The 25,431-nt window shown below is 63.9% G+C and carries 23 protein-coding genes; 14 read left to right on the top strand and 9 right to left on the bottom strand.

Annotated elements, in window-relative coordinates:
- Positions 1-57 precede the first annotated feature (57 nt).
- Positions 58-1,815 (top strand): NAD+ synthase, encoded by a 1,758-nt coding sequence (locus BRAD3257_RS23775; protein ID WP_122403851.1) that lies wholly within the window; start codon positions 58-60, stop codon positions 1,813-1,815.
- A gap of 25 nt (positions 1,816-1,840) precedes the next feature.
- On the opposite strand, the gene BRAD3257_RS23770 is transcribed toward BRAD3257_RS23775, so the two are convergent.
- The 5 genes from BRAD3257_RS23770 to BRAD3257_RS23750 form a co-directional block, all read right to left on the bottom strand.
- Complete coding sequence (locus BRAD3257_RS23770; RefSeq protein WP_162500331.1) at positions 1,841-2,233, bottom strand: cytochrome C oxidase subunit IV family protein; 393 nt, start codon at positions 2,231-2,233, stop codon at positions 1,841-1,843.
- A gap of 9 nt (positions 2,234-2,242) precedes the next feature.
- Complete coding sequence (locus tag BRAD3257_RS23765; RefSeq protein WP_122403849.1) at positions 2,243-2,965, bottom strand: heme-copper oxidase subunit III family protein; 723 nt, start codon at positions 2,963-2,965, stop codon at positions 2,243-2,245.
- Between the two features lie 14 nt (positions 2,966-2,979).
- Complete coding sequence (locus tag BRAD3257_RS23760) at positions 2,980-3,684, bottom strand: cytochrome c oxidase subunit 3 (RefSeq protein WP_122403848.1); 705 nt, start codon at positions 3,682-3,684, stop codon at positions 2,980-2,982.
- On the bottom strand, positions 3,681-5,459 hold the full coding sequence (locus BRAD3257_RS23755; protein ID WP_122406731.1) for a cbb3-type cytochrome c oxidase subunit I: 1,779 nt from the start codon (positions 5,457-5,459) through the stop codon (positions 3,681-3,683). Before BRAD3257_RS23755 ends, BRAD3257_RS23760 begins: the two co-directional genes overlap by 4 nt.
- A 78-nt stretch (positions 5,460-5,537) precedes the next feature.
- Entirely contained in the window at positions 5,538-6,371 is an 834-nt protein-coding gene (locus tag BRAD3257_RS23750; RefSeq protein WP_122403847.1) for a cytochrome c oxidase subunit II, read from the bottom strand.
- Positions 6,372-6,904: 533 nt separating this feature from the next.
- On the opposite strand from BRAD3257_RS23750, the gene BRAD3257_RS23745 reads away from it, so the two are divergent.
- Positions 6,905-7,810, top strand: a complete 906-nt coding sequence (locus tag BRAD3257_RS23745; protein ID WP_122403846.1) for a DUF2189 domain-containing protein — start codon at positions 6,905-6,907, stop codon at positions 7,808-7,810.
- A gap of 160 nt (positions 7,811-7,970) precedes the next feature.
- On the opposite strand, the gene BRAD3257_RS23740 is transcribed toward BRAD3257_RS23745, so the two are convergent.
- Together BRAD3257_RS23740 and BRAD3257_RS23735 are read right to left on the bottom strand one after the other, a co-directional pair.
- Positions 7,971-9,161 carry a DUF2865 domain-containing protein gene (locus BRAD3257_RS23740; RefSeq protein ID WP_122403845.1) on the bottom strand — a complete coding sequence of 397 codons (1,191 nt, stop codon included), beginning with the start codon at positions 9,159-9,161 and terminating at the stop codon, positions 7,971-7,973.
- Between the two features lie 130 nt (positions 9,162-9,291).
- Positions 9,292-9,597: a hypothetical protein gene (locus BRAD3257_RS23735; RefSeq protein WP_122403844.1), complete on the bottom strand. Its 306-nt coding sequence runs from the start codon at positions 9,595-9,597 to the stop codon at positions 9,292-9,294.
- A 291-nt stretch (positions 9,598-9,888) separates the two neighbouring features.
- Here BRAD3257_RS23735 and cysS point away from each other — a divergent pair, with 291 nt between their 5' ends.
- The 5 genes from cysS to BRAD3257_RS23710 all read left to right on the top strand — a co-directional run bounded on the left by cysS (position 9,889) and on the right by BRAD3257_RS23710 (position 15,660).
- Positions 9,889-11,271 (top strand): cysteine--tRNA ligase, encoded by a 1,383-nt coding sequence (gene cysS / locus BRAD3257_RS23730; RefSeq protein ID WP_122403843.1) that lies wholly within the window; start codon positions 9,889-9,891, stop codon positions 11,269-11,271.
- Positions 11,272-11,386: 115 nt separating this feature from the next.
- Complete coding sequence (locus tag BRAD3257_RS23725; protein WP_162500330.1) at positions 11,387-11,878, top strand: GNAT family N-acetyltransferase; 492 nt, start codon at positions 11,387-11,389, stop codon at positions 11,876-11,878.
- Complete coding sequence (gene cimA, locus BRAD3257_RS23720) at positions 11,875-13,473, top strand: citramalate synthase (RefSeq protein WP_122403841.1); 1,599 nt, start codon at positions 11,875-11,877, stop codon at positions 13,471-13,473. Before BRAD3257_RS23725 ends, cimA begins: the two co-directional genes overlap by 4 nt.
- A gap of 127 nt (positions 13,474-13,600) precedes the next feature.
- Positions 13,601-14,767 (top strand): IS110 family RNA-guided transposase, encoded by a 1,167-nt coding sequence (locus BRAD3257_RS23715; protein WP_122406309.1) that lies wholly within the window; start codon positions 13,601-13,603, stop codon positions 14,765-14,767.
- A gap of 515 nt (positions 14,768-15,282) precedes the next feature.
- Positions 15,283-15,660, top strand: coding sequence for a VOC family protein (locus tag BRAD3257_RS23710; protein WP_122403840.1), 378 nt, complete (start codon positions 15,283-15,285; stop codon positions 15,658-15,660).
- 4 nt (positions 15,661-15,664) lie between these two features.
- Here the strand turns inward: BRAD3257_RS23710 and BRAD3257_RS23705 are convergent, their stop codons facing one another.
- Positions 15,665-16,270, bottom strand: coding sequence for an LOG family protein (locus tag BRAD3257_RS23705; protein WP_162500329.1), 606 nt, complete (start codon positions 16,268-16,270; stop codon positions 15,665-15,667).
- A gap of 201 nt (positions 16,271-16,471) precedes the next feature.
- On the opposite strand from BRAD3257_RS23705, the gene BRAD3257_RS23700 reads away from it, so the two are divergent.
- The 4 genes from BRAD3257_RS23700 (at position 16,472) to BRAD3257_RS23685 (ending at position 21,014) form a co-directional block, all read left to right on the top strand.
- Complete coding sequence (locus tag BRAD3257_RS23700) at positions 16,472-18,430, top strand: ABCB family ABC transporter ATP-binding protein/permease (RefSeq protein WP_122403838.1); 1,959 nt, start codon at positions 16,472-16,474, stop codon at positions 18,428-18,430.
- Positions 18,431-18,484: 54 nt separating this feature from the next.
- Complete coding sequence (locus BRAD3257_RS23695) at positions 18,485-19,207, top strand: phosphatidylserine decarboxylase (protein ID WP_283809970.1); 723 nt, start codon at positions 18,485-18,487, stop codon at positions 19,205-19,207.
- Positions 19,208-19,292: 85 nt separating this feature from the next.
- Positions 19,293-20,174, top strand: a complete 882-nt coding sequence (locus BRAD3257_RS23690; protein ID WP_122403836.1) for a CDP-alcohol phosphatidyltransferase family protein — start codon at positions 19,293-19,295, stop codon at positions 20,172-20,174.
- A 120-nt stretch (positions 20,175-20,294) separates the two neighbouring features.
- Positions 20,295-21,014, top strand: a complete 720-nt coding sequence (locus tag BRAD3257_RS23685; protein WP_162500328.1) for an RraA family protein — start codon at positions 20,295-20,297, stop codon at positions 21,012-21,014.
- A 17-nt stretch (positions 21,015-21,031) separates the two neighbouring features.
- Here BRAD3257_RS23685 and BRAD3257_RS23680 read toward each other — a convergent pair whose 3' ends face one another.
- Entirely contained in the window at positions 21,032-21,325 is a 294-nt protein-coding gene (locus BRAD3257_RS23680; protein WP_122403834.1) for a hypothetical protein, read from the bottom strand.
- A 295-nt stretch (positions 21,326-21,620) separates the two neighbouring features.
- On the opposite strand from BRAD3257_RS23680, the gene BRAD3257_RS23675 reads away from it, so the two are divergent.
- The 3 genes from BRAD3257_RS23675 (at position 21,621) to BRAD3257_RS23665 (ending at position 25,400) form a co-directional block, all read left to right on the top strand.
- Complete coding sequence (locus tag BRAD3257_RS23675; RefSeq protein ID WP_080138159.1) at positions 21,621-22,394, top strand: motility protein A; 774 nt, start codon at positions 21,621-21,623, stop codon at positions 22,392-22,394.
- Positions 22,395-22,417: 23 nt separating this feature from the next.
- On the top strand, positions 22,418-23,248 hold the full coding sequence (locus BRAD3257_RS23670) for an OmpA/MotB family protein (protein WP_122403833.1): 831 nt from the start codon (positions 22,418-22,420) through the stop codon (positions 23,246-23,248).
- Between the two features lie 250 nt (positions 23,249-23,498).
- Positions 23,499-25,400 carry a potassium transporter Kup gene (locus BRAD3257_RS23665; protein ID WP_122403832.1) on the top strand — a complete coding sequence of 634 codons (1,902 nt, stop codon included), beginning with the start codon at positions 23,499-23,501 and terminating at the stop codon, positions 25,398-25,400.
- Positions 25,401-25,431: the final 31 nt, after the last annotated feature.

Below are 25,431 nucleotides of genomic sequence, written 5' to 3'. Positions count from 1 at the left end.
TTGCATCTTCGATGCAATCCGACCTCTCCCTTCGGGAGAGGTGACAGCGAGAGCGCCATGACCGAACGTCTCAACACATTCGCGGTCACGCTCGCCCAGCTCAATCCGACGGTGGGCGACGTGGAGGGCAATGCGGGCAAGGTCCGCGCGGCGCGTGCGCGAGCTGCCGCTGACGGCGCCGATCTCGTGCTGTTTCCGGAATTGTTCATCGCCGGCTATCCGCCGGAGGACCTGGTACGGAAGCCGGCGTTCCAGTCCGCCTGCCGCGCCGTCATCGAGACGCTCGCGCGCGAGACCGCCGACGGAGGTCCGGCGATGCTGGTCGGCACGCCCTGGGTCGAGGAGGGCAGGCTCTACAATGCCTGCGCGCTGCTCGACGGGGGCCGCATCGCCGCACTGCGGTTCAAGTGCAATCTGCCGAACTATGGCGTGTTCGACGAGAAGCGGCTGTTTTCGCGCGGCCCTACTGCCGGTCCCCTCACCGTGCGCGGCGTTCGCGTCGGCGTGCCGATCTGCGAGGACATCTGGCTGGAGGAATCCGAGGACTACGAGAACGTGGTCGAGACGCTGGCGGAGACCGGCGCCGAGATCATCCTGGTGCCGAACGGCTCGCCTTATGCCCGGGACAAGAACGACGTGCGCCTCTCGGTCGCGGTGGCACGCGTGACCGAGAGCGGGCTGCCGCTGCTCTATCTCAACCAGGTTTGCGGCCAGGACGAGCTTGTGTTCGACGGCGCATCCTTCGCCCTCAACGGCGATCTCTCGCTTGCGGCGCAGTTGCCGGCCTTCGAAGAGAGCATCGTCACGCTGCGCTTCACCAGAAACGGCGACGACTGGCGCTGCACCGGACCGATTGCCGAACTGCCCGAGGGCGACAAGGCCGATTACGCCGCCTGCGTGCTGGGCCTGCGCGACTATGTCGGCAAGAACGGCTTTCCCGGCGTGCTGCTCGGTATTTCCGGCGGCATCGATTCCGCGCTCTGCGCGGCGATCGCGGTCGATGCGCTCGGCGCCGACCAGGTGCACGGCGTGATGCTGCCTTACCGCTATACGGCAGCACACTCGATTGCCGATGCCGGCGAGCTCGCCGGCCATCTCGGCATTCGCTACGAAGTCTTGCCGATCGCGGAAGCCGTGAACGGGTTCGAGACCATCCTGTCCGGCATCTTCCAGAACCTGCCGCCTGATATCACCGAGGAAAACCTCCAGGCCCGCACCCGCGGCACGCTTCTGATGGCGATCTCCAACAAGACCGGCCTGATGGTGGTGACGACGGGCAACAAGTCGGAGATGTCGGTCGGCTACGCCACGCTCTATGGCGACATGAATGGCGGCTTCAACCCCATCAAGGACATCTACAAGACGCAGGTGTTTCGGCTGGCGGCGCTGCGTAACCTCTGGAAGCCGGATGGCGCGCTCGGTCCTGCCGGCGAGGTCATCCCCCCAGACATCATCACGCGTCCGCCGACCGCGGAGCTGCGCGAGAACCAGACCGATCAGGATTCATTGCCCCCTTACGAGGTCCTCGATGCGATCCTCGAACGCCTGGTCGAACGCGAGGAGCCGCTCGACCAGATCATCGCCGCCGGGTTCGACCGCGAGACGGTCACCCGCATCGACCATCTCCTCAACGTTGCCGAATACAAGCGCCGCCAGGCCGCGCCCGGGGTGAAGGTGACGGCGAGGAACTTTGGTCGCGACCGGCGCTATCCCATCACCAACCGCTTCCGCGACAAGGGCGAGCCGCTGCCGGCGCCGGACGAGACGCTGGTCTCGCGCGGCAGCAAGGCGTCGATCGACGCCTTCGAGGGCTGAACTCCAGCTTGAGCGACGGTGGGCCCTATGACGGGGCTGCGAAAAACAGCACCCTCAGGAAGTGCGTGTATTCGGATTCGAGCACCATGATCGACACAAATACCAATACCGCGATCGGCGGCAACAGGATGGCATAGGCCAAGGCCAGCCGCTCCCAGGCCATGTGCATGAAGACGGCGACGATCAGGCCGGCCTTCAACACCATGAACAACAGGATCAGCGACCACCTCAGATAGCCGTGCAGGCCAAAGTAGTCGACGAGGTAGGAGCACGTGCTGAGGACGAACAGCCAGCCCCAGACCACGAGGTAGAGCTTGATCGGGTGCTGTTGACCCTTGGCGTGAACGGCTGCCGTTGCGACTGCGCCATGCGCCGGAGCGTGGAGCTGTCCTTCCATGTGTACCGCCGCGTTTGTCATGCGCCGACCTCACCAAAGATAGAAGAATGCAAAGATGAACACCCACACGAGATCGACGAAGTGCCAGTACAGGCCCGTGATCTCGACGATCTCGTAATACCCCTTGCGGCTCGTGAAGAAGCCGCGCCTTTCGACGTCGAAGTCGCCGCGAAAGACCTTCCGCGCAATGGCGATCAGGAAGATCACGCCGATCGTCACATGGGTGCCGTGGAAGCCGGTGATCATGAAGAAGCTCGCGCCAAATTGCGGGGCACCCCATGGATTGCCCCAGGGCCGGACGCCCTCCATGATCAGCTTGGTCCATTCGAAGGCCTGCATTCCGACGAAGGTTGCGCCGAAGGCTGCAGTGACCAGCATCAGGATTGCGGTTCTCACGCGATCGCGGCGGTAGCCGAAATTGACGGCCATCGCCATGGTGCCGCTGCTGCTGATCAGGATGAACGTCATGATGGCGATCAGGATCAGCGGAATGTGCTTGCCGGCGATGTTGAGAGCGAAGACTTCGCTGGGATTCGGCCACGGCACGGTCGTCGACATGCGCGCCGTCATGTAGGAGAGCAGGAAGCAACTGAAGATGAAGGTGTCGCTGAGGAGGAAGATCCACATCATGGCCTTGCCCCAGGACACGTTCTTGAAGGCGCGCTGATCGGACGCCCAGTCGGCGGCGATGCCGCGCCAGCCTTCAAGCCGCGCAGGCGATTGGCCCGGATCTGTCAGCAGGGTCTCGGCCATCTGGTCTCGCCTCCCTAGCTCAGCAATTGGCGGCAGATGTTGACGAAATCGTCGGTCCAGCCCGTGAGAAGACCGAGCAGGACGAGCCAGACCAGCAGCAGGAAGTGCCAGTAGATGGCGCACAGCTCCACGCTCAAGCGCATCTCGGCGATCTCGGCGCCGCGCCACATCTTGGCCGAGGTTCGGCCCAAGGCCACCAGACCGCCCGTCAGATGCAGCCCGTGCACTGCGGTCAACAGGTAGAAGAACGAGTTCGCCGGATTGGACGCCACCAAATATCCGGCGGCCCCGAGCCGTTGCCAGGCCAGGAGCTGTCCGGCGAGGAAAATCACGGCGGATGCTCCGCCCGCGAGCAGACCGATCATGACACCTTCCGCATCGTATCGTCGCGCGGCCACGTAGGACCATTGCAGCGCGACACTGCTCATGACCAGGACACCCGTATTGACCCACAGCAGCCGCGGTACCGGCAGCGGCCGCCAGTCCGCCACGCTCATGCGCATCGAGTAGGCGCTGATGAAGAGGACGAATAACGCGCTCGCGACAGCGAGAAACACGCCAAGTCCCACCTTCGCTGCCGGCCAGGCCATGGCATCGCCGCCGGGGAAGTCACCGACCGGGCCTTCCTCCAGCCAGGGCTTGGCCGTCAGCCGCTGCTGCGACAGCCACCATCCGGCGATTACCGCAAGCACTGCCAGGAACAGGATGATGGCGCTCACGAAGCGGCTCCCTGAGCGAGCTGCGTCGCGCGCGGCGGCTGGTTCTGCGGAATGAAGTCCTCGGCGGCGCCGGGCACGCTGTAGTCATAGGCCCAGCGGTACACGACCGGGAGCTCCTTGCCCCAGTTGCCGTGCCCTGGGGGCGTCTCCGGCGTCTGCCACTCCAGCGTCGTCGCCCGCCACGGGTTGCCGCCTGAGGGCTCACCTTTGAACAAGCTCCAAGCAAGGTTGAACAGGAATACCATCTGGCTGAAGCCGACGGTCAAGGCCACCACCGAGATGAACGCGTTCAGCGAATGGGCCGAAGACGGGATGAACGTCGCATCCCCGAGTTCGAAATACCGGCGCGGAACCCCGAGCAGTCCGAGATAGTGCATGGGGAAGAAGATCAGGTAGGCACCCAAGAAGGTGACCCAGAAGTGAAACTTGCCCAGGGTCTCGTTCAACATCCGTCCCGTGACCTTGGGGTACCAATGATAGATCGCGCCGAGCACGACCATGATCGGTGCCACGCCCATCACCATGTGGAAATGCGCGACCACGAACATGGTATCCGAGAGCGGTACGTCGACGACGACGTTGCCGAGGAAGAGGCCGGTGAGCCCGCCGTTCACGAAGGTGATGATGAAGCCGAGCGCGAACAGCATCGGCACCGTGAGGTGAATGTCGCCGCGCCAAAGCGTCAGCACCCAGTTGTAGACCTTGATGGCGGTGGGGATCGCGATGATGAGCGTCGTGGTGGCGAAGAAGTACCCGAATTGCGGGAACATGCCGCTCACATACATGTGGTGCGCCCATACGATGAAGCTCAGCGCGCCGATGGCCACGATCGCCCAGACCATCATGCGGTAACCAAAGATGTTCTTGCGCGCATGCGTGCTGATCAGATCGGAGACGATGCCGAACGCGGGCAGGGCGACGATGTAGACTTCGGGATGGCCAAAGAACCAGAACAGGTGCTGGAAGAGCAGCGGGCTGCCGCCGCCATATTTCGACAGCGTGCCCATCTCGACGAGCGAAGGCATGAAGAAGCTGGTGCCCAAAAGACGGTCGAGCAGCAGCATGACCGAGGCAACGAACAGTGCAGGGAATGCCAAGAGCGCCATGACGGTCGCCGTGAAAATGCCCCAGACCGTCAGGGGCAGGCGCATCAACGTCATGCCGCGGGTGCGCGCCTGCAGCACCGTCACCACATAGTTCAGCCCGCCCATCGTGAAGCCGATGATGAACAGGATCAGGGACGACATCATGAGAATGATGCCCCAATCCTGCCCTGGCGTTCCGGAGAGGATTGCTTGCGGCGGGTAGAGCGTCCAGCCGGCGCCGGTGGGGCCGCCGGGCACGAAGAATGTCGAGGCCAGCACCAGGACTGCGAGCAGGTAGACCCAATAGCTCAGCATGTTCACATACGGAAAGACCATGTCCCGGGCGCCGACCATCAGCGGGATCAGGTAGTTGCCGAAGCCGCCCAGGAACAACGCGGTGAGCAGATAGATCACCATGATCATCCCGTGCATGGTGATGAACTGGAGGTACTGATTGGCATCGATGAAAGAGAAGGTGCCGGGGAATCCCAGTTGCAACCGCATCAGCCACGACAGCACCAGGGCCACGAGCCCGATGGCGGTCGCGGTCAGCGAATACTGGACGGCGATTACCTTGGCGTCCTGCGAGAAGACATACCGTGTCCACCAGCTCCGCGGATGATAGAGCTCGACATCGGGTACTTCGGCAGGCGGGATGCCGCGGATCCCTTCATATGGAATATCGACCATAGAAACCTCCTCGGTCGTTTCCATCGGGGATGAGGCCCGGCCTCATCGCACCCGATCCATCTTCGCGGCGGCAGCTTGCTACTTGCCGCCGGGTTGATACGTCGCCTTCACGACGGCTTTTGCCGGCGATAATTCTGCGAACGTCTTTTGTTGCTCCAGCCAGGCGTGATATTCACGCTCTTCGTCGACGATGACCTTGGCGCGCATCTGATAGTGAGCTGCGCCGCAAAGCTCCGCACAGAGAACATCGAACGTTCCGGTTCGGATCGGCGTTATCCAGAAGTAGGTCACCATGCCCGGAACCATGTCCATCTTGGCCCGGAATTCGGGCACGTAGAAATCGTGCAGGACATCAACCGAGCGGAGGAGAACCTTGACCGGCTTGCCTACTTGAAGGTGCAGGTCGCCGTTCTCGATGACGACGTCGTCCTGCGCGTGTTGGTCGTCACGATTGAGACCCATCGGATTGTCGGAAGCGATGTTGCGGACATCGGTTGTGCCCAGCTGCCCATCCTTGCCCGGAAGGCGGAAGCTCCACTGCCATTGCTGGCCCATGACCTCGACCTCGGTGGCATCCGCAGGCACCGTCACGAACTGGTGCCAGACCACGAGGCCAGGCGCCAGCATGGCTGCGACGCCGACGCCGGTCCCGACGCTCAGCCACCATTCGAGCCTTTTGTTTTCCGGATTGTAGTCGGCCCGTCTTCCCTCCTTGTGGTGAAAGCGGAAGACGCAGTAAGCCATGAAGGCGATCACCGCGACGAAAACGAAGCCCGTGATCCAGAACGTGATGTTGATGGTGTGGTCGATATAGGCCCAGTTGGTTGCGATCGGCGTCCACCACCACGGGCTGTAGATATGAAACAGCACCGAGCCGATCGCGACCAGAAGCAGTATCAGTGCGACAGCCATCCTGATCCATCCTTGCCATCGAAGGCTACGGATACGAATCCAGGGCGGAGCTCATGTCTGTCGCGATGGCTGGCCTTTCTGGTTGGCATCTATGCCATCGCCGGCCTCTTGCTTCGCCCATTCCACTGGTCGCGAAATTCAAGAGAACGCTCGCGACCATCAACTCTAAGGGCGTCTGCGTCTAAAATGATCCCAGCCTGATCCGGCGTCAATAGAGCAGTGTGGGTGCCCCAAAGTGGTGCGATAGCCAGGCTGGGCAAACCGACAAAGCATGAGGTGCGCATGTCGCGTCTTGGTGGTGCAATGCACAAGTCGGTGCTGGTGCACAATTCACCCAACCGTGAGTGCAGCCATGCCCCGCGCGCGCTAAGCTTGGGAGGTAAGGTCGCGACGGGTTCCGTCCGGCCAGGCTCGTTCGCTGAACCTGGGTTGCCGTACCTGACCCATCGCGTTTCCTGCTCGTCCGGCGGACACGCGTGGCTGGAAAGCGCGTGTTGTCGAAAACCGCGATCTTCAGCACGGGAGGTCCGTCCATGGCCACTCTCTACTCCCACCACATCGTCAGGCGGCACGTATTCGGTGAAGCAGCCTCGTATCCCATTCGCAAGATCAGCTTGTCCGACCTGACCGAGGCCCTGCGCCTGGGCTGGGAGGATTTCCAGGCGATGCCGAGTCACGCGATCGTCGTGTGCCTGATTTATCCCGTTCTCGGTCTCGTCCTGTTCAGGATGGTGCTCGGCTATTCGGTGCTGCCGCTACTGTTTCCGCTGGCCGCCGGCTTTGCCTTGATCGGTCCTTTTGCTGCGATCGGTCTCTACGAACTCAGCCGCCGTCGTGAGCGCGGCGAGGAGGTCGAAGCGTGGGATGCGATCAAGGTGCTGCGCGCACCGTCGTTCGGCGCCATGATCGAACTCGGCGTGCTCCTGCTGGTCCTGTTCGGGGCCTGGATCGGCGTCGCGAACGCGATCTATGTCTCAATCTTCGGTCATGCGGCGGCCGCAAGCATCCCCGACTTCGCAACGCGCGTGCTGACGACGCCGGAAGGTTGGTCGCTCATCATCATCGGTTGCGGTGTCGGCTTCCTGTTTGCGGTTGTGGCATTGTGCGTCAGCGTCGTGTCATTTCCATTGATGCTCGACCGGCATGCGACCGCGATCGACGCGATCCGCACCTCGCTGCGAGCGGTGGCGGCGAATCCGGTTGCGATGGCCGGATGGGGCCTCATCGTGGCGGCGCTGCTCGTGATCGGCTCGCTGCCGCTCTTCGTCGGTCTCGCCGTCGTTCTTCCGGTGCTCGGTCATGCCACCTGGCATCTCTATCGGCGGATGGTCGAACCCAATCCGAATCCACCGGACGCACCGCCGCCGCCCGCGAGGGGCAGGCGCTACGCAGCAGACTTTCCGGCCAATCTCTTCCCGTGGAGCCGCGAGGGCGAGTAGTAGCGCGCGCTTGAGTGATAACGGTTGCGAGTAAGACGTGCGATTGTGGATTGCTGCATCATCCGCGAAACAGATGATGCAGTACCCTGCGGCACTGCTTGTGTGCACGGAGTACTGGATGCCCCGCCTTCGCGGGGCATGACAGTAAAAGCAGGGCTGCCTACTTCTGCTGCTGCGGCAAGAAGGTTGGACCGACCGACCGGATCGGCTTGTTCTCGGAGTTGACAGCGGGGGCCGTCTCCGCCGGCGGCGTTGCAGGTGCAGTCGCCGTGGTTGGCGCGGGAGCCGCGCCCTTCTTGGCATTGGCAGGCGTGCCCTTGTTGAGCCGCTGTTGCTGCATCTTCCTGGCGCTCTCCTCGGTGACGATGATATCGCCCTGCTGCTCGGCTGCGGCCTTGTCGTCGGCTGATTTCAGCGCATCCGCCCAGGTTTGGCCCGCTGCCTTGCAGGAGCAGGACGGGTTGAACTCGCTGCGGAATTTGAACGCGGTCGGCAGCGCCGTGTAGGGCTGGCCGCCGATCGAGACCGCCGAGTTCATGTCCTCGCCGGGATTGCGATGAGTGTAGAGCACGGCTTCGGCCGCCGGGCACAGCGCCTTGCAGGTCTTCTCATCGTCGGGAAAGCGCGCCGGCACGGTCGCAAACGAGATCGGGAAATAGGCACCGTCGCAGGTGCGCACGCACACCGTGCGGAAGGTGCCGGATTGCGGGCCGAGATCGGAGGGCGGCACGGCTTGCGGATTGTTCGGGTTGTTGCCGCCGCCGAACAAATTGCTCAGGAAGTTGCCGCCGCCTTGCGACTGCGCGGCATTGGCATATTGCGGGCCGCAATTGTTCTGCGCCAGCGCCAACAGGACCGAACGGCGCTGGTTGTCGCGCTCCGGGCTGAAGCCGCCGGGGCCGCCGCCGCGCAGCCGTTCGAGATTGCCGGTGATCTGGTCCAGATTGGCGCGCATTTGCTGGATCTGGGTGTTCACCGGGCCACACTGCGCCGACTGGCCGTTGAACAGCGAAAAGAAGCCGGAGGAGTCGCAGCCCATGCGCTTGGCCTGCATGGTGACGCGATCCAGCTCGGCCTGCTGCTTGGCCTGGGAATCCTGATAGCGGCGGATCTGCTCTTCGCGCGCGGGGTCACCACCGCCGCCGCCACGATCGAGCGCGGCGAGCTGGCCTTCCAGCCGCGCGCACATCGGGTTCGGTCCGAGCCCGTTCTGGCCCGGCTGAGGCGGCGGGCCAGGCGGGCCAGCCTGCGCCAAAGCGCCATTGGCGAGCATGACGGTGCTCAGGAGCACGGTGCAGGCAAGGAGGGAGCGGGCACGGGAGAGAGACAAAAATTCAGGCATATCCGCCATTCTAGCGAGGTCACGGCCCAGCGTGATCTGGGGGGCCGAAGCGCGCCCTCCCAATAGCCGCTTCCTGCGGCATCGTCACGTCGTTTCAGGGACAAAGACCGGTCCTAAGGTCCGCCAGCTCCGAGGGAATTCAGCGCTGGCAGGTGATTGCGACATATTCGTCGCAACGGCCATGGGAGCAGTTTGCGCCAGTTTTGGGGACGGAGCCGGTAATTTCGTCGGGATCGACCCGGCGATAGGCCGAGGCTATCGCAAAATCTCGTGACTGACAGTAGGTGCGCGCAGCGGATGCACCGCATTTGTCGCCTTTGGCCAGGCACTGGTCGACGCCGTAGCCATTCGCCTGATTGGCAATGATGAAAACGCGGGTCTCGGCGCAAGCGCGGGGTGCTGCAAGGATCGCGGCGCTGAAAACGAGCGCGAGCAGGGATCGCATGAAAATACCGAGGCTAAAAATGGAGGAACCGCTGGTTCCAGAATGGCCTCAAATGGTTAGGGGATCATGAACCATCAGGGCGGGCCGCGCGCTTTGCGGAGAAAAAACGGCATTTCCGCGGCTCTTGACGCCGGGGCCCGTGGTGGCCCATATGTGACCGCATGAACGGTCTCCTCGCCATTTGCGCCATTTGCCGCGAGATTACGAGCTAGCGATTCGCTGGCTGGAGCCGTCTTTTCTCAAACACATTGAGAGCCTTGGACGCCCGGCCAACAGCCGACGGGTATCCATATGGAATTGCGCCTTCACGATACGCTGACGAGGGAAAAGCGGACCTTTGTACCGCTCGATCCGAAGAACGTCCGCATGTATGTCTGCGGACCGACCGTCTACGACTTCGCCCATATCGGCAATGCGCGGCCGGTGATCGTGTTCGACGTGCTGTTTCGGCTGCTGCGCCATCTCTATGGCGAAGCGAACGTCAAATATGTCCGTAACATCACCGACGTCGACGACAAGATCAACGACCGCGCCGCGCGCGATTTCCCGGGCCTGCCGCTGAACGAGGCCATCCGCAAGGTCACCGAGCAGACCGGCAAGCAGTTTCACGCCGACGTCGATGCGCTCGGCGCGCTTCGGCCGACCGTGGAGCCGCGCGCGACCGAGCATATCGGCGAGATGCGCGAGATCATCGAAAAGCTGATCGCCGGCGGCTTTGCCTATGTCGCCGAGGACCATGTGCTGTTCTCGCCGCAGGCCATGAACGCGGCCAATGCCGGCCTGCCGCGCTACGGCGCGCTGTCCAACCGCTCACTGGACGAGATGGTCGCGGGCGCCCGCGTCGATGTCGCGCCATACAAGAAGGGCAATACCGACTTCGTGCTGTGGAAGCCGTCCAAGCCGGGCGAGCCGTCATGGCCCTCGCCGGCCGGTATCGCCGCGCAGGGTCGTCCTGGCTGGCACATCGAGTGCTCGGCCATGGCCTGGAAGCATCTCGGCGAGCACTTTGACATCCATGGTGGCGGCATCGATCTCGTGTTTCCGCACCACGAGAACGAGGTCGCTCAGACCTGCTGCGCCTTCCACCAGCAGCGCATGGCGAACTATTGGATGCACAATGGCTTCCTGCAGGTCGAGAGCGAGAAGATGTCGAAGTCGCTCGGCAACTTCATCACGATCCACGAACTGCTCAAGGACTGGCCGGGTGAGGTGCTGCGCCTCAACATGCTGAAGACGCATTACCGCTCTCCAATCGACTGGACCATGAAGTCGCTCGAGGAGAGCGCCAAGACGCTCGACGACTGGTACCGCATCGCGGCCGACGCCGTGCCGGGCGAGCCGGATGCGTCGGTGGTCGAACCGCTGCTCGATGACCTCAATACGCCGCAGGCGATCGCGGCGCTGCACGGCCTGCGCGGCAACGATATCGCGGGTCTTGCGGGCTCGTTGCGGCTGCTCGGATTCCTGGCCGAGAGCGCGGCGCAGTGGGAAAGGCGCAAGCAGCAGGCGAGCGGCGTCGATGCCAAGGAAGTCGAGCGTCTGATCGCCGAGCGGACGGCCGCCCGTGGCCGCAAGGATTTCAAGGAGTCCGACCGCATCCGCGATCTGCTCGCTACGATGGGCGTTGCGATCAAGGACTCCAAGGAAGGCACGACCTGGGAGATCGCGCGATGAAGCGGCCCGACACGCCGTTTCCGCGGCATTGGCTCTATTACATCGCGCTGAAGATCGCGCTGCTCGCCGGCGCGGTGGCGATCGTGCTCAAGCTCTATGGGATGTGGTGAGGACGATGGGACAGACTTTGCCAAAGCCCGCACTCAGGCCTTTCCTGCCGGCCGATGTGCCGATCCTCGCCGCGATCTTCACCGCCAGCATCGAGGAGCTGACCGGCGACGACTACAGCGAGGCGCAGCAGGAAGCCTGGATGGCTGCGGCGGAGGACGAGGAGTTCGGCAAGCGGCTCGCCGCCGATCTCACGCTGATCGCAACGCTCGAGGGTTCGCCCGTCGGCTTCGCCTCGCTGCGCGGCAACGATCACATCCGCATGCTCTATGTCCATCCGGCCGTGGCCGGGCAGGGCATCGCGACCATGCTGATCGACGCGCTGGAGAAGCTCGCCGGCGGCCGCGGAGCGACGAGCCTGTCGGTCGATGCCAGCGACAACGCGCAAGGCTTCTTCGCCAAACGCGGCTACACCGCCCAGCAGCGCAACAGCGTCACCATGGGCGACGAGTGGCTCGCCAACACCACCATGAAGAAGACGCTCGGAGCGGGGCAATGAGCAAGCAGCGTCTTTATCTGTTCGACACCACGCTGCGCGATGGGGCGCAGACCAACGGCATCGATTTCACGCTGGCCGACAAGCAGGTCATCGCGGCGATGCTCGATGATCTCGGCATCGACTATATCGAAGGCGGCTATCCCGGCGCCAACCCGCTCGACACGGAGTTCTTTGGCTCCAAGCCGAAGCTCAATCATGCGCGCTTCACCGCCTTCGGCATGACGCGGCGGGCTGGGCGCTCGGTCTCGAACGATCCGGGCGTCGCGGGCCTGTTGGAAGCGAAAGCGGATGCGATCTGCTTCGTGGCGAAGTCGTCGGCCTATCAGGTGCGCGTTGCGCTGGAGACGACCAAGGAAGAGAACCTCGCTTCGATCCGGGACAGCGTTGCCGCGGCGAAGGCAGCCGGTCGCGAGGTCATGCTCGACTGCGAGCATTTCTTCGACGGCTACAAGGAGGACCCGAGCTTTGCGCTGGCTTGCGCCAAAGCGGCCTATGAGGCCGGGGCGCGCTGGGTGGTGCTGTGCGATACCAACGGCGGCACCATGCCTGATGAGGTCGAGGCCATCGTCACCGAGGTGACCAAGCACGTTCCCGGCGATCATGTCGGCATCCACGCCCATAACGACACCGAGCAGGCGGTGGCCAATTCGCTCGCCGCGGTGCGCGCCGGAGCGCGGCAGATCCAGGGTACGCTGAACGGTCTCGGCGAGCGCTGTGGCAATGCCAATCTCTGCTCGCTGATCCCGACGCTGAAGCTGAAGAAAGGTTTTGCCGACGCGTTCGAGATCGGCGTCACGGCGGAGAAGCTGGCGACGCTCGTCAAGGTGTCGCGCACGCTCGACGACATGCTCAACCGCGTGCCGAACCGGCATGCGGCCTATGTCGGCGAGAGCGCCTTCGTCACCAAGACCGGCATCCATGCTTCCGCCGTGCTGAAGGATCCGCAGACCTATGAGCATGTACTGCCGGAACTGGTCGGCAATCACCGCAAGGTGCTGGTGTCCGACCAGGCCGGCCGCTCCAATGTCATTGCCGAGCTCGACCGCGCCGGCATTGCCTACGACAAGAGCGATCCCAAGCTGACGCGCCTCGTCGAGGAATTGAAGGAGCGCGAGGCGGCCGGCTACGCCTATGAATCAGCCAACGCTTCGTTCGAGCTCCTGGCGCGTCGCACGCTCGGCAAGGTGCCGCATTACTTCGAAGTCGAGCAGTTCGACGTCAATGTCGAGCAGCGCTATAACGCGCTCGGCGAGCGCGTCACCGTGGCGCTCGCGGTAGTCAAGGTCGACGTCGCGGGCGAGCATCTGATCTCGGCGGCCGAGGGCAACGGCCCCGTGAACGCGCTCGACGTCGCCTTGCGGAAAGATCTCGGCAAGTACCAGAAGTACATCGAGGGCTTGAAGCTGATCGATTATCGCGTGCGTATCCTCAATGGCGGCACCGGCGCGGTCACGCGCGTCCTGATCGAGAGCGAGGACGAGAACGGCGACAGCTGGACCACGGTCGGCGTCTCCCCCAACATCATCGACGCCTCGTTCCAGGCGCTGATGGATTCGGTGATCTACAAGCTCGTGAAATCGGGCGCGCCGGCGTGAGGGACGGCGGCGCTGCAAGCGCCATCATTGCGAGGAGCGAAGCGACGAAGATTCCATGGGGAGTGGATAGCGACCAGGTCTGAGGCCAGACTGAGGGTTGCTGAATCCATTCAACCTGGAGACGACGATGTTGCTCGATCATCCTTCCGACGGACTGGCCGCTATCCGCACGCAGTTTGGCGCAATTTTTGTGTCATTGGAACTGAGCCGTTCGACATGGCTGGTCACTTCGCTGTCGCCCTGCAAGGGCGAGAAGATGTCCAAACGCAGCATGAAGGCCGGCGACCTTTCGGAACTGTTGAAGCTGTTTGCGGAGCTGAAGCGCAAGGCGCAGGCGCGAACGGGTGAGAGCTATCCGCTCATCGCGATCCAGGAGGCGGGGCTGGACGGGTTCTGGCTTCACCGCGCCCTGCAGCAGGAAGGCATCGAGAGCCACGTAGTCGATCCGGCCTCGATTGCGACGCCGCGCCGGCGCCGGCGGGCCAAGACGGACCGGCTGGATGGCGAGACGCTGTTGCGGACGCTGCTGGCCTACAAGCGCGGCGAGGTACGGGTCTGCGCCATGGTCGTTGCGCCCTCTCCGGCAGAGGAGGACCGCCGTAGGCTGTGCCGCGAGCGAGAGACCTTGATCGCGGAGCGGATCGAGCATGTGAACCGGATCAAGGGTCTTCTGTTCGCGCAAGGGATCTTCGACTACGCGCCGCTGCGGCGAGACCGGCGGAAGCGGCTGGAGGCCTTGCGGACGGGCGACGGGCGCGCCTTGCTGGCGCATCTGAAGGCGCAGATCAGCCGCGAACTCGACCGGCTCGAACTGCTGCTCGACCAGATCACGGCGGTGGAGCGCGAGCAGGATGCGTTGCTGGCCGCGAGCAAGGCGGCGGGGGAGAAGACCGTATCGAACCCGGTGGCAATGCTGCTCGAACTGAAGAGCCTGGGCCCGAACTTCACGGCCGTTCTCTGGTCGGAGGCCTTTTACCGGCAGTTCGCCAACCGCCGCCAGATTGCATCCTATGCCGGCCTTGCAGCCACGCCATGGCGCAGTGGCGGCATCGAGCGCGAGCAAGGCGTGTCGAAGGCTGGCAATCCGCGCCTGAGAACCACGATGATCCAGCTCGCCTGGCTCTGGGTACGCCACCAGCCTCAATCGGCTTTGACCCAGTGGTTCAAGGTGCACAGCCAACGCGGCCGCAAGCGCGCGATCGTGGCGCTCGCGCGCAAGCTGCTCGTGGCCCTCTGGAAGTACGTGACCGCGGGCGTGGTGATCGAGGGAGCCGAGATAAAGGCCGCCGCCTGACACCACGCTCCTCAGCCTCAAAGCCAATCCGCCGAGATTGATCAGCCTCGGCCGATCCGGGTGGACGAACCGATGGATTGCATGGCTTCAAACGCCGTAACGAAGAATGGTCTCGTCCTCTCGAGCCTGCCCGCCGCAAGCGGAATGTTGGTGCAGCCGCCGCCGCGCGGCGACCGAATGTGAGTTTGATCTGGCAAGCAAACCAGATTGCAAAAACCGGCTCGACCCTTGGATCGCCTGACGAAAAGGAGTTATCCGCCCGCTGCCCCGACTGCCAAAGCCTGATGGCGTGCTCGCTCGAGTCAAGGCCAAGTCGCTTCGCGACGGCCCTACGGGCCGACCTTGACTCGATCTGCGCGCGCCATCCTACGTGCTCCACGGTCGGGACGAAGAGCTGGCCTGCAATCGAACAAAGAGCTGAACAAACCGCCTTGACACACCAAATCCCCATGTGAGCAATCCAGACTGTCTCCGCGGACGCACTCTGCAATGAGGAGGGGAGGGAGCGCGGCACAATGATCGACCACATCTCCGTCGGCGTCAGCGATCTCGAGCGCGCCGCCAAATTCTACGAGGCGACGCTCGGCACCCTCGGCCTCGCGCGCCTCGTCACGCGGCCGCGAACGGTCGGCTTCGGCAAGGCCTATCCGGAGTTCTGGATCAACTTGCGCGAGGGCATGCCGCCCGTAGCCGCGGAGAGCGGTGTGCACATCTGCCTGCGGGCGAAAACCACGGCTGAAGTCGATGCGTTCCACGCCGCCGCACTATCCGCTGGCGGCGCCTCCGACGGCGCGCCCGGCATTCGCCCGCACGACCGCGTGCGCTACTACGCAGCCTTCGTCTTCGACCCCGACGGTAACCGGATCGAGGCGGTGACGTTTCCGGCAGAGTAGCGCGTTACAGCTTGCGCGCCATTTCCGGGGCGAGCTGCTTTTCCGATTCGGCCACCTGTGCCGCGGCCGCTTTCAGCTTCGGCAGGATCTCCTCGACGCGGTCGGCCTTGAGGATGTCGATTGAAAGGCCAGCGCGGATGAACTCGGTCTGGCGCATGTGCGACAGCAGCGAGAACAGCGGCTCCCAGAAATTGTCGATGTTGGCGAGCAGCACCGGCTTGGCATGACGGCCGAGCTGCTTCCAGGTCATCTGCTCGACCAGCTCCTCCAGCGTACCGACGCCGCCCGGCAGGGCCACGAAGGCGTCGGAGCGTTCGAACATCAGGCGCTTGCGCTCGTGCATATCAGGCGTGACGATCATCTCCTGCACGCGCGTCAGCGCATTCTCGCGCAGCCGCAGGAAGTCGGGGATGATGCCCGTGACGGTGCCGCCATGGTCGAGCACGGAGGTCGCGACCGCGCCCATCAGACCGAGCGAGCCGCCGCCATAGACCAAGCGGATGTTGTTTTCGGCGAGCGCCCTGCCGAACGCCTTGGCGCCTTCGGTGAAGCGGGGATTGGTTCCTGGGCCGGAGCCGCAATAGACACAGACAGTTTGGATCGTGCTCATTGTTGCCATGATGCATTGCAGCGAGGAGGCGTCAAGCCCAATCGGTGATTCGATACTCCCGGAAATCTACCGGTAAACGACGATGAACAATCAAAGATTCGCCATCTGGCGGGGTGCGCGGGCATCGGGAAGGCTCTATATGACGGACGAAAATCGTTAATCGCAGTTGCGCCCGCATCCGGCGGGCTTTCAGGCTTCTTGATGGACCAACCTCAATCGTTAGACGGCGCCGACGTTCCTGACCCTCGCGCCACAGGACCGCAGGCCGGGGCCACGCTGATCGGCACGCTGGCGCATCTGTGGCCCTATATCTGGCCGGGCGATCGTTTCGACCTAAAGATGCGGGTGGTCTGGTCGCTGGTGCTGCTGCTCGCCGCCAAGCTGATCACGCTCGCGGTGCCGTTCAGCTTCAAATGGGCGACGGATGCGCTGACCGGCGCCAACACCGCGCCGGTACAGGCCGACAACTGGCATCTCTGGGTGGTCGCCTCGCCGCTGTTGCTGACCGCGAGTTACGGCGCGATGCGCATCCTGATGGCGGTGCTGACGCAATGGCGCGACGGCATCTTCGCCCGCGTCGCCATGCATGCGGTGCGCAAGCTCGCCACCATCACCTTCATCCACATGCACGAGCTGTCGCTGCGTTTTCACCTGGAGCGCAAGACCGGTGGCCTGACGCGCGTGCTCGAGCGCGGCCGCGAGGGCATCGAGGTCATCGTGCGCATGGTGATCCTGCAGCTGATCCCGACCATTGTCGAGGTCTCGCTGCTGCTCGCGGTGCTGCTCTGGCAATTCGACTGGCGTTACGTGGTCGCCACCCTGATCACGGTCGCGCTCTACATGTACTACACCTACATCGCGACCGAGTGGCGGATCGGCATCCGCCGCAAGATGAACGATTCCGACACCGAGGCGAACACCAAGGCGATCGACTCGCTGCTCAACTACGAGACCGTGAAGTATTTCGGCGCCGAGGCGCGCGAGGCGCAGCGCTACGACAAATCGGTGGAGCGTTACGAGGAGGCGAGCATCCGCACCTACACCTCGCTCGCGGTGCTCAACACCGGGCAGGCCGTGATCTTCACCCTGGGTCTGACCGCGACCATGCTGATGTGCGCGATCGGCGTACGCAACGGCACCAACACCGTGGGCGATTTCGTGCTGATCAACGCCATGATGATCCAGCTGTACCAGCCGTTGAATTTCATGGGCATGGTCTATCGCGAGATCAAGCAGGCGATCATCGACATCGAGAAGATGTTCAACGTGCTGGGCAGAGAGGCGGAGATCAAGGATGCGCCGGACGCGAAGCCGCTGGTCATCTCCGCCGGCACGGTGCGCTTCGAGGACGTGCGCTTTGCCTACGAGCCGACGCGGCCGATCCTGAAAGGCATCAGCTTCGAGGTGCCGGCCGGCAAGACCATCGCGATCGTCGGTCCGTCGGGCGCAGGCAAGTCGACCATCTCGCGGCTGCTGTTCCGCCTGTATGACGTCTCCGGCGGCAAGATCTTGATCGACGGCCAAGATATCCGCAACGTTATGCAGGCCAGCTTGCGCGCGTCGATTGGCATGGTGCCGCAAGATACCGTGCTGTTCAACGACACCATCCGCTACAACATCCGCTACGGCCGCTGGGACGCCAGCGATGCCGAGGTCGAGGAGGCGGCGCGGCTGGCGCAGATCGACCATTTCATTCGCATGGCGCCGAAGGGCTACGAGACCCAGGTCGGCGAGCGCGGCCTGAAGCTGTCCGGGGGCGAGAAGCAGCGCGTCGCGATCGCGCGCACCGTGCTGAAGGCACCGCCGATCCTGGTGCTGGACGAGGCGACGTCGGCGCTCGACACCCATACCGAGCACGAGATCCAGGGCGCGCTCGATCGCGTGGCGAAGAACCGCACCTCGCTGGTGATTGCGCACCGGCTTTCGACCATCGTCGGCGCCGACGAGATCATCGTGCTGGACCAGGGCCGCATCGCCGAACGCGGCACCCACGCGAAACTGCTCGCGCAGGGCGGCCTCTATGCCAGCATGTGGAACAGGCAGCGCGAAGCCGAGGCGGCGCGCGAGAAACTGGCCAAGATGGCCGACACCAGCACGGCGCCCAACCGGGAGCCGCCGCCGGTCGATGACACCCTGACGACGCCCGCCGCGGCGGAGTGAGCTTGTCTCCGATCCCAACTCTGGCCTAAACAAGCCCGCGCGACGACCCGCGCCATTAACCCCAAGCGGCAGATAGCGATGTCCATTCTCGATTCGATCCAGCGTCAGATTCCGCCGATCCACAAGGAGGGCTATCCCTTCATCGGCGGCTTTGCACTGGCAAGCCTGATCCTGTTCTGGCTGTGGTCGCCTCTGGGATGGATCGGCACGATCCTGACGGTGTGGTGCGCGCTGTTCTTCCGCGACCCCGTCCGCGTGACACCGGTGCGCGAGGGGCTGGTGGTGTCGCCGGCCGACGGCCGCGTCTCGATGATCACCATGGCGCTGCCGCCGGCCGAGCTCGGCCTCGGTGACCGGCCATTGCCGCGCATCTCGGTGTTCATGAGCGTGTTCAACTGTCACGTGAACCGCAGCCCGATCGCGGGCAGGGTGGATCGCATTGCCTACCGGCCCGGCCTGTTCATCAACGCCGAGCTCGACAAGGCGAGCGAAGACAATGAGCGCAACTCGCTGGTGATCACGACGCCCAATGCACGGATCGGCGTGGTCCAGATCGCAGGCCTCGTCGCCAAGCGCATCGTCTGCTTCGTCAAGGAGGGGCAGGCGATCGGCGCCGGTGAGCGCTTCGGCCTGATCCGCTTCGGCTCGCGGCTCGATGTGTACCTGCCTGTCGGCACCAAGGCGCTGGTCTCGGAAGGGCAGACCGCAATCGCCGGAGAGACCATTTTGGCCGACCTCGCCGGCGACGACCCGAGCCGCGCCTATCGCGCCAATTAACCAATAGTCGGTGCTTTGGACCCTCCGCCGCAATGGCGGAGGGGGGCGCGGCTTGCTATATCTCGCCTTAAGATAAGGACGAGCCATGACGCCCTACGACTTCAAGGATCCCGATGTCCGCCGCCGGCGGTTCCGACCGATTCCGGTGCGGATGCTGGTGCCCAACGTCATCACGCTGCTGGCGATCTGCGCCGGCCTGACCTCGATCCGACTATCGATCGAGGGGCGGATGTCGCTCGCCGTCTATGCCATCGTGTTCGCAGCCGCGCTCGATGGCATCGACGGCCGCATCGCGCGCATGATCAAGGGTCAGTCCAAGTTCGGCGCCGAGCTCGACAGCCTCGCCGACTTCGTCAATTTCGGCGTCGCGCCCGGCCTGATGCTGTATTTCTGGCAGTTGCACGAGCTCGGCAATGCCGGCTGGATCGCCGCCATGGTGTTCGCGATCTCCGGCGGCCTGCGACTCGCGCGCTTCAACGCCACGATGGATGATCCGAACAAGCCGGCCTTCGCCGCCAATTTCTTCACCGGCGTGCCGGCGCCCGCGGGCGCGATCACGGTGCTGCTGCCGATCTACGTTGCTTTCCTCGAGCTCGGCCGGCTGCCCGCAGCGGTGACGGCTGCCTATACGCTGCTGATCGCCTTCCTGATGGTGTCGCGCCTGCCGGTGTTCTCCGGCAAGACCAAGCGCATGCGCGTCCCACCCGAACTGGTGCTGCCGGCCTTCGTCGCGGTGATCGTCTTCATCGCGCTCCTGATCGCCTATCCCTGGCATGTGCTGTCGATCGGCACGGTGCTGTATCTCCTCGCTTTGCCGCTTGGCTACAAATCCTATCGCGACCAGGCGCGCGCGATGGAAGCCACCGCGCCGTCAGGAGCCGAAGTTCCGTCGCCGCCGTCGGCGCCGACGCTGGCGAATTTGTCGGAGCGGCCGCACGACGACGAACGGCCCGGACGGCTGCACTGAGCGGCCCCGCGCGGATATCTGCCATGAGGCCCGCCTGAGTTGGGTCGAAGCCTGATCTCGGCTATATCGCCTGTGCCGGCGGCATCGCGTCAATCAGCCGCCAATCTGGGAGAGAACGCCGTGACTGATACCGCGACCGGGCCGCTGCCTGCTTCCGTCCTCGAGGCGCTGGGCCGCTACGACACGCCGACGATCTGCAATGCCATGGAGATCGTGGCGCCCGAGCGCCGGCTGATCGGCTACACCACCAAGCAACTGGTCTGTCCGTTCCCAGACCTGCCGCCGATCGTCGGCTATGCCCGCACGGTCACGATCCGTTCAGTGCTGAAATCATCGCTCCCGGCTGAAGAGCAGTCCAAGCGTCGGATCGAATATTACGAATATGTCGGCACCGGCCATGGCCCGCGCATCTCGGTGATCCAGGACATCGACGGGCCCGACGTCGGCTATGGCGCGTTCTGGGGCGAGGTGCAGAGCAGCGTGCACAAGGCGCTCGGCTGCCTGGGCGTGATCACCGACGGCTCGATCCGCGACATCCCGCAATGGGCTCCGGGCTTCCAGGCGCTCGCCGGCTCGATCGGCCCGTCGCATGCCTGGGTGCATGCGGAAAGCTTTGGCGGCGAAGTGCGCGTTGCCGGCATGACCGTGAAGTCCGATGATCTGATCCACGCCGACCGGCACGGCGCCATCGTGATCCCGCTCGACGTCGCCGCGAAGCTGCCGGAGGCTGCCGAACTCTGCGGCCGCCGCGAGACGCCGATCCTGGAGATCGCCCGCAGCCCCGACTTCTCGCTGGAGAAGCTGAAGGCCGCGCTGAAGCGCTCGGCGGAAATCCACTAAGCGCGTGGTTGAACGACCTACGGCCGGGACGCCGGCCGTGGGGCGCCTTGTTCCGCCAGGAACAGAGCCGCCTGGTCCGGCTCACCGAACACAGCGGCGGCGCATCCGATCAAGGTGAAGCCGCCGGCAAGGTCCCAGAGCGTGATGTCTTCGGCATTGTCCGGGAGGTGGATCAATCGCGCTGCGATCACCGCGAAGGCGGCTTCGACAAAGAGCAGGATGCTGAAGGCCGGCAGGACGAGCTCCGGCTCGAGCAGGTGGAACGCCAGCGCCGCGGGCAGCGCAGTGAGAAGGCCGAAGAGCGTCAACATCGCGATGGCTCCCGCGATCGAGCATGCCGCCCCGCTTCAGGATAGCAATTCATCCTTCGTCCCGGATGTGGCGGAGGGCCGCAGCGGACGTGACGTCGTGGCGCGCCGGCTCATGGTTAGCGAAGTGTTGAAATTTCCCATCGCTGGACGGCAATCGCAGCGGCGCGCAGAACACTGTCCGGACTTAACCTTTACGCGGCTTTAAGGGCGGCGCTCTAGGGTTCCGATGCGGTTCGGGGTTGGGCCGCGCCAGCGGCCAGGACGGCCGTTGTTGCGTTCGCGGTTGGAGTCTCCCATGGATATCATGACGGGCGTTGGGCTCACGGCGGGCATCATCGTCATCACCGCGATGATCCTCATGGGCGGCGACCTGCACATGTTCATTTCCGAACATGCGATGATCATCATCTTCGGCGGCTCGATTTCCGCGACCATGATCCGCTTTCCGCTTTCAGCGCTGCTGCACGGCCTTCCGCTCGGCGCCAAGTTCGCCTTCACCATGAGCCGGCTGTCGGCGCACGATCTCGTCGACGAGCTTGCCCGCATCGCCGAGATCGCCCGCAAGCAGGGCCCGGTGGGTCTCGAGAAGGTTGAGACCGACGAGCCGTTCCTCGCCAAGGGCATCCGCTACGTCGCCGACGGCTACGACCTCGACTTCATCCGCGACAATCTCGAGCGCGACCGCGACAACTTCCTGATGCACCTCGACGAGGGCAGCAAGATCTACCGCGCCATCGGCGACTGCGCCCCGGCCTTCGGCATGATCGGCACCCTGATCGGCATGGTGCAGATGTTCGCCAACATGACCGACCCCTCCAAGCTCGGCCCGTTCATGGCGACCGCGCTGCTCGCCACGCTCTACGGTGCGCTGGTTGCGAACCTGTTCTGTCTGCCGATCGCCGACAAGCTGCATGGCAAGCTGCTGGATGAAGAGACCAACCGCACCCTGATCATCGACGGCATCCTGATGATCCGCGACTCCAAAAGCCCGACCTTGGTGCGCGAAATGCTGCTGGCCTACCTGCCGGAGAAGCATCGCCACGCCGAGGGTGAACCGGTGCCGGCCTGATCGTGCGCACCAGGATTTAGGTCATGGCGAAGAAGAAACGCGGGGATGCGCATGGCGGCGGTCACGGCTGGTTCGTGACTTTCGCCGACCTCATGGGCCTCATGATGAGCTTCTTCGTGATGCTCGTCGCGTTCTCCACGCAAGACGCCAACAAGCTGAAGATCGTTGCAGGGTCCATGCGCGACGCCTTCGGCGTGCAGAGCGAAGCGCGCTACGCCGGCATCGTCGAGTCTGACGGTCTGCCGACGCGTCCGCGGCTGAAGAATGTCGATCACATTCAGCCCGAGGACGCCTCGAACACGCCGACACCGGATCAGGAGGACCGCGACCGCACGTCGGGGGCCAAGGTCAAGGTCGACCGCAATTTCGCGCTGGCGGCGGCCTCGTTGCGCCAGGCGTTGCAGGACATGCCGGAACTGACCGAGATGTCCAAGCACATCATGTTCGAGGAGACCAAGCAGGGCCTCAACCTGGAGATCGTCGACCAGGATGGCCGCTCGATGTTCGCCGACGGCTCCAAGGTGCCCTATGACCGCACCCGCCGCCTGGTCGAGAAGCTCGCGATCCCACTCAAGGCCACGCCGCTCCGCGTTTCCATCGCCGGTCACACCGCGGCGGGCTTCGTGCCGACCCGCAGCGACTACGGCGCCTTCGATCTGTCGGCCGACCGCGCCAATGCCGTGCGCCAGATCCTCGAACGCGAGGGCCTGCCGCCGTCGCACTTTTTCGCCGTCTCGGGCAAGGCGGACACCCAGCCGCTGTTTCCGGACGATCCCTCGCTCGCCGCCAACCGGCGGGTGACCATCACGCTGATGCGCGAAGATCCGCCGCTGCCGCCGAATCTGAAGCCGTGAGCATGATCCGCACCCGAAGGGCCTCGTTTGCGCAAAGTAGGCACCGGTTTTCCCGACGAGATCATGCTCGGAAAATAGGCCCCTTGCGTTACCATCTTACCTGAGGCATGTCGTCGCGCAGGCGATGAACGTTGCTGCGGCGTCACAGCTTCTGTCCCGGTGCCTGCTATGGTGGAGGCCGATTGACAGGCGCGCGGGAAGCGTCAAAAGGCGCCGGATCAAATTCAGGGACCAAGCGTTTTCCACCCTCATGACGGCGAGCATCACATCGACCGAGACTCAGGATGTGCAACCGGTCACATCAGGCTTTTTGGCCCTTACGCTCGGGAGCATCGGCGTCGTCTTCGGCGATATCGGCACCTCGCCGCTCTATGCTTTCCACGAGGCGGTCAGGGGCGCGGCCCATGGCGAGCCGGTCTCACGCGTCATCGTGCTCGGCGTGCTCTCGCTGATCCTGTGGGCACTGCTGATCGTCGTCACTGCGAAATATGTCCTGCTGTTGCTGCGCGCCGACAATAACGGGGAGGGCGGCACGCTCTCGCTGATGGCGCTCGGCCAGCGCGCGCTCGGGCGGCGGAGCTGGTTCCTGCTCGCGCTGGGCGTGGTCGGCGCCTCGATGTTCATCGGCGATTCCATGATCACGCCGGCGATCTCGGTACTCTCGGCGGTCGAAGGCCTGAAGCTCGCAACTCCCGCGCTCGAGCACTATGTCGTGCCGCTCACCGTCCTCATTCTGGTGCTGCTGTTCGCGGTCCAGAGCAAGGGGACCGCACTGGTCGCCTCGGCATTCGGGCCGGTGATGGTGGTCTGGTTCACGGCCATCGCCGTGATGGGGGCCGTCCATATCGTCGATGACCCCTCCGTGCTGGCGGCGATCAATCCCTATTACGCGGTGCAGTTCGTGCTGTCACACGGCACGATCGGCCTCGTGACACTCGGCGCCGTGTTCCTGGCGGTGACGGGGGGCGAGGCGCTGTACGCCGATCTCGGCCATTTCGGCCGCAAGCCGATCCAGTCGGCCTGGATGTTCTTCGTGCTGCCCGCGCTCCTGATCAACTATTTCGGGCAGGGGGCGCTGGTGCTGTCCGATCCCAGCGCGATCGAGCATTCCTTCTATCGCATGGTGCCCGAGAAGCTGGTGCTGCCGTTGGTCGGGCTTGCGACGGCCGCAACCGTGATCGCGAGCCAAGCGGTGATCACCGGCGCCTATTCGCTGGTCTATCAGGCCGTGCAGCTCGGCCTCCTGCCGCGTTTCGAGGTGCGTTACACCTCCGAATCCCATGCCGGCCAGATCTATCTGCCGCGTGTCAACCGCCTGCTGCTGATCGGCGTGATGCTGCTGGTGCTGCTGTTCCACACCCCCAGCAATCTGGCCTCGGCCTACGGCATTGCGGTCTCAACCACCATGGTCGCCGACGGCATCATGGGCTTCGTCGTGATCTGGAAGTTGTGGAATTGGCGTGCGGCGGCGGCCGCGGCCGTCATCATGCCCTTCGTCGTCGTCGATTTGAGCTTCTTCAGCGCCAATCTACTCAAGCTGCTCGAGGGCGCCTGGGTGCCGCTGCTGTTTGGCGCGGCAATGGCTGGGACGATCTGGACCTGGCGCAAGGGCTCTGGAATTCTGATGCAGAAGACGCGACGGATCGAGGTGCCGCTGGACGATCTGATCCGCAGCCTGGAGAAGCGGCCGCCGCACATCGTCAAGGGCACCGCCGTATTCCTGACCAGCGATCCCGCTTTCGTGCCGACCGCGCTCCTGCACAATCTCAAGCACAACAAGGTGCTGCATGAGCACAACGTGATCCTGACCATCGAGACCGCGCATACGCCGCGGGTCGATCTGTCGGAGCGATTCAGGATGGAAAAGATCAGCGACAAGTTTTCCAAGGTCCGCTTGCGCTTCGGCTTCATGGAGCAGCCGAACGTGCCCAAGGCGCTCGCGATCGCGCGCAAGCAGGGCTGGCAGTTCGACATCATGTCGACCTCGTTCTTCGTGTCGCGAAGGTCGCTGAAAGCCTCGGCGCAGTCGGGCATGCCGCTCTGGCAGGATCACCTATTCATCGCGCTGAGCCGGTCGGCCAACGATGCAACCGACTATTTCCAGATTCCCACCGGGCGGGTGGTTGAAGTCGGAACCCAAGTCACTATTTGAACGCAACTGGTGAATCCATGCAAAATTAGCA

This window comes from Bradyrhizobium vignae (genome assembly GCF_900324035.1).
In the GTDB taxonomy this organism is placed as follows: domain Bacteria; phylum Pseudomonadota; class Alphaproteobacteria; order Rhizobiales; family Xanthobacteraceae; genus Bradyrhizobium; species Bradyrhizobium vignae.
This window is presented reverse-complemented; position numbering and strand designations above follow the sequence as displayed.